8 protein-coding genes, 1 tRNA gene and 1 pseudogene are annotated in these 5,035 nt (G+C 69.1%); 2 read left to right on the top strand and 8 right to left on the bottom strand.

What is annotated here, in order from left to right; translation table 11 throughout:
• Positions 1-245: 245 nt before the first annotated feature.
• From E1286_RS45950 to E1286_RS45935, 4 genes are all read right to left on the bottom strand, one after another.
• Positions 246-443 carry a hypothetical protein gene (locus E1286_RS45950; RefSeq protein ID WP_132623523.1) on the bottom strand — a complete coding sequence of 66 codons (198 nt, stop codon included), beginning with the start codon at positions 441-443 and terminating at the stop codon, positions 246-248.
• Between the two features lie 6 nt (positions 444-449).
• On the bottom strand, positions 450-1,217 hold the full coding sequence (locus tag E1286_RS45945; RefSeq protein WP_132623521.1) for a hypothetical protein: 768 nt from the start codon (positions 1,215-1,217) through the stop codon (positions 450-452).
• Positions 1,218-1,306: 89 nt separating this feature from the next.
• Complete coding sequence (locus E1286_RS45940; RefSeq protein WP_132623519.1) at positions 1,307-1,855, bottom strand: hypothetical protein; 549 nt, start codon at positions 1,853-1,855, stop codon at positions 1,307-1,309.
• A 68-nt stretch (positions 1,856-1,923) separates the two neighbouring features.
• On the bottom strand, positions 1,924-2,349 hold the full coding sequence (locus E1286_RS45935) for a helix-turn-helix domain-containing protein (protein WP_132623517.1): 426 nt from the start codon (positions 2,347-2,349) through the stop codon (positions 1,924-1,926).
• 90 nt (positions 2,350-2,439) lie between these two features.
• On the opposite strand from E1286_RS45935, the gene E1286_RS45930 reads away from it, so the two are divergent.
• Positions 2,440-2,516 (top strand) — tRNA-Pro (locus E1286_RS45930).
• Between the two features lie 408 nt (positions 2,517-2,924).
• Here E1286_RS45930 and E1286_RS52295 read toward each other — a convergent pair.
• Positions 2,925-3,389 carry a leucine-rich repeat domain-containing protein gene (locus E1286_RS52295; protein ID WP_425464801.1) on the bottom strand — a complete coding sequence of 155 codons (465 nt, stop codon included), beginning with the start codon at positions 3,387-3,389 and terminating at the stop codon, positions 2,925-2,927.
• A 119-nt stretch (positions 3,390-3,508) separates the two neighbouring features.
• Here E1286_RS52295 and E1286_RS45920 point away from each other — a divergent pair, with 119 nt between their 5' ends.
• On the top strand, positions 3,509-3,865 hold the full coding sequence (locus E1286_RS45920) for a DUF488 domain-containing protein (protein ID WP_132623515.1): 357 nt from the start codon (positions 3,509-3,511) through the stop codon (positions 3,863-3,865).
• A gap of 297 nt (positions 3,866-4,162) precedes the next feature.
• On the opposite strand, the gene E1286_RS49725 is transcribed toward E1286_RS45920, so the two are convergent.
• The 3 genes and pseudogenes from E1286_RS49725 to E1286_RS48675 all read right to left on the bottom strand — a co-directional run.
• The gene (locus tag E1286_RS49725) at positions 4,163-4,546 is read right to left on the bottom strand and encodes a DUF6461 domain-containing protein (RefSeq protein WP_223190943.1); all 384 of its coding nucleotides are present in this window, start codon (positions 4,544-4,546) and stop codon (positions 4,163-4,165) included.
• Complete coding sequence (locus tag E1286_RS49720; RefSeq protein WP_223190942.1) at positions 4,498-4,812, bottom strand: hypothetical protein; 315 nt, start codon at positions 4,810-4,812, stop codon at positions 4,498-4,500. The genes E1286_RS49725 and E1286_RS49720 overlap by 49 nt, the downstream gene beginning before the upstream one ends.
• Positions 4,813-4,842: 30 nt before the next feature.
• Positions 4,843-5,035 (bottom strand): annotated as a pseudogene (locus E1286_RS48675) (MFS transporter); the annotation flags it as partial.

Below are 5,035 nucleotides of genomic sequence, written 5' to 3'. Positions count from 1 at the left end.
GGATGGGGCTGTGGGTCGCCCGCCTGCTGTCGTCCGACCTGACGCTGCGGGTCGGCCTTCAGGGCAGCACGGTCGTCATGCGCTTCCCCGGCAAGGACGGCTGACTCCTCTGCTTTCGTGAGCCGCGTCGGTGGCCGCCGGCGCGGGCCCTGTCAGCGGACGCCGCGCCGGCGGCTTCACTCAACCGTCCGAGTCACCGGCTTCGAGTCACCGGCTTCGAGTCACCGGCTTCGAGTCACCGGCTTTTACCGGCGGGCTCTGCCGCGCCAGTTGCCGGACCCCGTGCGGATGCTCGCCGTGCCGACGCCTGCCTGGTGCAGGGCCAGCAGTGCCAGCCCCAGCAGGACGAACGTCATGCCGGAGAACCCGCCGGGAATCGACGCGCCTACGAGATCGAGCAGGAAGCCGAGCCCGAAGATGATCGCTGCGACGATCGCGAGCATGTCATGTCACCTCGTTTCCTGACTCTGATACTGACTGGGGGACTTGCTGGACAGGGCGAGCAGCCGCTCCAGGACGCTCCGGTACTCGCGGAACGCCTGCCGCAACTCCTCGGTGTCGGCGCTCCCGGCGTCCTTCCACCGGCCGCGCAGGGCATCCGTTCGGCTGGTCAGCGTGCTGGTGAGGGACTCCACCACCTCTTCCACCAGCCCGTCCGCCCGCTGGACCGCCTCGCCCGGGTCGTCCACGAAGGACGCCTGCACGTCGCGCCAGCGCGCCTGCACCTCGGTCGGATCCTGGTCGAACAGGAAGATCTCGTCGGGCGCGGCGTGCGCCGGCGCCGCCTCACCGGCGGGACGGGCGTCCCCCGGCTCGGCCGGCAGGTCGCCGTCCGTCCGGGCGTACGGATCCCGGTAGGCCGGGTCCTCGAGGACGTCCGCCTCGACGGCGGTCGCGGGGATCCCGTGGGCCGGCGTGACGGCGCCGGGGACAGCGGCCGCGTACTCGTCGTCGTGCCGCGGGCTCCGGGCGGCCGGGTCACCGGCGTACCCCGGATCGCGCCCGTCCTCGCCTGCCGTTGCGTGGTCCGTCCTGCGGCGGGCTTCCTCGTCGTCGTCGGCGAGGTCGTTCCGCCGCTCCGCGCCGGACTCGTGCGTGACGTCGCCGGCCGTGCCGACGCCGTCCCTGGCGTCCGGGTCCCGGCCCGTCACGTCCGCGTCGCCGCGATCCCGGACGGTCGCGTCCGCGTCGATGCGGTCGCTGTCGGTGTGATCCATGGGGGACCGATCCCTGTCCGTGCCGTCACGGGCCTCGGTCTCGTCTCTGCGTTGCGACGGCACTTTGAGCTCGTCGCCTGTCATATCGTTCACCGTCCTCGGGGAGTCTCTTCCAGCAGCTCCTCGAACAGCGCGCGGTAGTGCACCATGGCCTGCCGGAGGTCCTCCGTGGAGGCCTCCTTCCTGGCCGCCCGGCCGCTGATCTCCTGAGCCGCTCTGTAGTGGTCGAGCGTCGCCGCGTGCCCCACCGACAGGTCGGACAGCCGCTGCTCGAAGTTCTCCGTCGGGTAACCGCGTTCGGCCATGACGGCCGTGACCAGCTGGTCGGCCTCTGTCACCGCGAACGCCGGTGCGTCGACGAAGCGTTCCTGGACCTCGGTCCAGCGATTGGCGTACGTGTCGCGTGCCTCTTCGGGGAGAGGACGGATGTCCAGCTCCGCGTGCCGCTGCTCGCGATCGAGCAGCTCCTGCTCCGCCTCACGGCGGTTGTCGCGCTCGGCTACCACGCGTTCGTACTCGGGGCCGAAGCGTTCGCGCAGATGGGAGCGGCGCTTGTTCTGCTGCAGCATGAAATAGCCCACTGCGGCGAGCGCCACCACCACGACCACGACGACGGCCACCCATGCCCAGGTGGTCATGATTTTCGCCTCCGGTCTCTGTGTTGAGACCAGCGACTGCCCTCGTACAGCCAGGTAAAACTTGTGTATCAGCCGCCTTCTATGCCTTTTCGCGCTGCTGCGAGCACCTTTGCGACATGTGAGCCCTCTGGGGGAGCGGGGGCCTCACTGAACCCCTCCGCGGGGTCGTACCGGACGTCGAGCCCGGAGTCCACCAGCCGCTGCGCCCACCGCAGCGCGGTGTTCAGCCTCTCGGCCGCCGGTGGCTTGCCCTGCGCCGCCGCCGACAGGTTCCGCAGATTGGTGGCCGGCCCGGACTGGCTGTGCGCACGGGCCAGCTTCCACGGGACGGCGGCGCTGTGGTCGAGCATCGGCTTGACCAGTCCGGCGGCCCGTTTCGCCTGCAACACCCCGGACTCGCTCACCCCGAAATGAGCGGCCAGATCCTGCACGCTCATGCCCTCGGCGACGAGCCTGGCCAGTTCCTCACGATCGATGGTCGCCTTCCGCCCCACCCGGCCGCCTCCCGCTTTCCGTGTACGCGCGCACCTCCGATGTGCGCTAAGGTTATGACGTCCCGCCCCGCAGGGGGCGATCGACACAACCGGGACGTAGCGCAGCTTGGTAGCGCACTTGACTGGGGGTCAAGGGGTCGCAGGTTCAAATCCTGTCGTCCCGACCAGATCGACGCTGGTCGAGCAGGGTGTCACTCACTAGGGTGACACCCTTTCGCATTCATGAGTGACTACCGGGCGAAGAGCGCGTCCATCGCAGCCGCTCCTGGCAGGAAACGCGGCAGATCTGCTTGAGGTAGGCAGCTTCTATAGCCGCCGTCCCGCTGTGGCCGACCAGCCGAGCGATGTCCTCCAGGGGGACGCCTGAGTCGGAGAGCAGCGAGGCGAGCTGCGCCGCATCCCCGAGGGTCCAGGAGTACGCGGGCATCCCGGCATCTTTGACGATCTTCCGGAACGCTCGTCTGACATTGTGGGCGTCGAGCGGTGTGCCGACGAGCGAGGCGAAGACAAGCCCGTGATCCTGCCACTTGTGGCCAGCCGCCTGCTTGTCCTTCCGCTGTTGCCGCCGGTGCGCCTTAAGCGCTTCTCTTCCGCCGAAAGCGCCTCAGCCGCTCCAGATCCTGGTCCGGTCCGGAAGGTTCACGGATAGTTCGCTGAGCTGGTTGTCCCTCAGATGGAGACGGGTGAGGGAGGGTGAGATTCCTGAACCACTCCGGCAATCCGGCAAGCCTGTTGTCCCCCAGGCGGAGCTGGGTGAGCTTGGCGAGGTTACCGAACGAGTCCGGCAACGCGGCGAGCTGGTTACCGGACGAGTAGAGGTTCGTGAGGGAGGTGAGTTCGCCCACCCAGTCCGGCGACTCGGTGAGCTGGTTGCCGGACAGGTTGAGATGGGTGAGATCACGCACCGGCTCCCGCACCCGGCGAAGCCGACGACGGGACAGGTCCAACGTCGTGGCGCCACTCACTCGCGCCGCCTCGATCGTCTGATCAACTGTTCCCGCACCCGGACTCCCGCTCGTCACATCGAGACAGCCCGACATCCACCAACATGGATCAACCTACCGATCCCCACACTCCCTCACCCGTCGCCGCCAAAGCGTCGGTCAGGCCCGGCGAGCCGACACGTTCGGAGCGCCGGGCTGCTGAGCATCATCTCCTCATGGGGGAGATCGAGATCCAGCGCGTCTACGACCACGAGCAGGCCAAGGGCGCGGTGTTCCTCGTGGATCGGATGTGGCCGCGCGGGGTGCGCAAGGACGAGTTGCGGCTCGACGGATGGGCGCGGGACGTGGCGCCGTCGGCGGAGCTGCGCCAGTGGTTCGGGCACCGGCCGGAGCGGTTCGCGGAGTTCGCCGAGCGCTACCGCGCCGAGCTGGACCAGCACAGCGAGGCTGTGCGGCCGTTGCTCGACGCTGCCAGGAAGGGCCCGGTGACGCTGCTGTACTCCGCCAGGGACACCGAGCACAATCAGGCCGTCGTGCTGCGCGACTATCTGCGTGGAAGGGCCGATACGTAGGCTCTCCGCTGCGCTGCCATACCCGCTCCGCCTAGCTGTCGGCCGGATGGCGAACTGTGGGACGACGAGGAGAGGGAGCGCCGCTGCGACGCCATGCCGCCGGCGAGACCCGCGGGAGAAGTCGGGGACCACACGGCTTGCGCACTCGTGAACGCGTCCCACGTGACCACACTCGCCGATGATCGGCTACAGGCCGTCCCAAGCTGGGGAACCACCAACCGCCCGCAGGGGCCACACAGCCTGCGGCGGGAGGCGTGCCCCGCCCCTCGGGGTGCCCAGGGGAGCCGGATCAGAGGGTCATCTTTCCGCGATGGGGCCCACGAGCAGGGGGCGGTCGAGCATGTCCGGGGTGAGCGGTACGCCGGTGACCTTCGCCGCCAGGGCGAAGCCTCTTGGTGCGGCGGTGGAGTAGTTGTTGTCCCAGGCGGCCTCGTCCGGTGGGTTGTCCAGTCGCATGCCGAGCTCCCGCATGAAGGTGTTGAGCCGGTCGGGGGCGGAGCCGTAGCGGTCGTGCGGGTGCCGCAGGCGGTAGCCGGTGACGATGGTGCCGTCGATCGCGTACTCGAAGCTGTGCTCGGCGGCGTAGTCGTGGCGGGTGACCGCCAGCATGTCGCAGCCCCGTGAGAGCCTGGTCACCACCTCGTGGTCGGTGGCCATCCAGCCGTAGGGCTCGATGGCCACCGATCACTCGCCGGATCGAAGACGCCCACGTAGCCGCCGCCGTTCCCGCCGCCCGTCTTGTTGATGAATTCGTACGCCTTGTCGTTGAGTCCGCCGAAATCGGACTCCTGGCCGGAGTCCTCGCCGCGGCTGAAGCGGCGCACCACCTCCGCGGGGTCCAGGCCGCGGAGGAAGGCCACGCTGTAGATCACGCCCAGTGGGCCGCCGCCCGCGTTCTCGGACACGTTGAGCCACTGGAACGGGGCCAAGAGGCCGGTTGTCGTCACGCGGGACATGGTGGCAGGCCGTACCGACACTCAGTTCGGAACGTCGGGCTGGACGTCGCGCAGTGTGATGGTGGCCGTGACCGCGGTGAGAGCCAGGAGGACTGCTCCGACCACCGCGGTGGTGTTGATCCCGTTGGTGAACGCCGTCGTCGCGGCCTGGGTCAACGGGGTGGCCAGTTGGCTCGGCAGGTGTTCGGCAGCGGCCAGGGCCGCGCCCAAGGTC

This window comes from Nonomuraea terrae, assembly GCF_004348995.1.
Classification (GTDB): domain Bacteria; phylum Actinomycetota; class Actinomycetes; order Streptosporangiales; family Streptosporangiaceae; genus Nonomuraea; species Nonomuraea terrae.
Note: the sequence above shows the minus strand (reverse complement) of the source record. Positions and strands in the feature narration are given on the sequence as shown.

Bases quoted from the DNA above. Each gene is read 5' to 3' on its own strand.
- E1286_RS52295 (WP_425464801.1), bottom strand. From the start codon at position 3,389: ATGTCGGGCTGTCTCGATGTGACGAGCGGGAGTCCGGGTGCGGGAACA.
- E1286_RS45920 (WP_132623515.1), top strand. From the start codon at position 3,509: ATGGGGGAGATCGAGATCCAGCGCGTCTACGACCACGAGCAGGCCAAG.
- E1286_RS45940 (WP_132623519.1), bottom strand. From the start codon at position 1,855: ATGACCACCTGGGCATGGGTGGCCGTCGTCGTGGTCGTGGTGGTGGCG.
- E1286_RS45945 (WP_132623521.1), bottom strand. From the start codon at position 1,217: ATGGATCACACCGACAGCGACCGCATCGACGCGGACGCGACCGTCCGG.
- E1286_RS45950 (WP_132623523.1), bottom strand. From the start codon at position 443: ATGCTCGCGATCGTCGCAGCGATCATCTTCGGGCTCGGCTTCCTGCTC.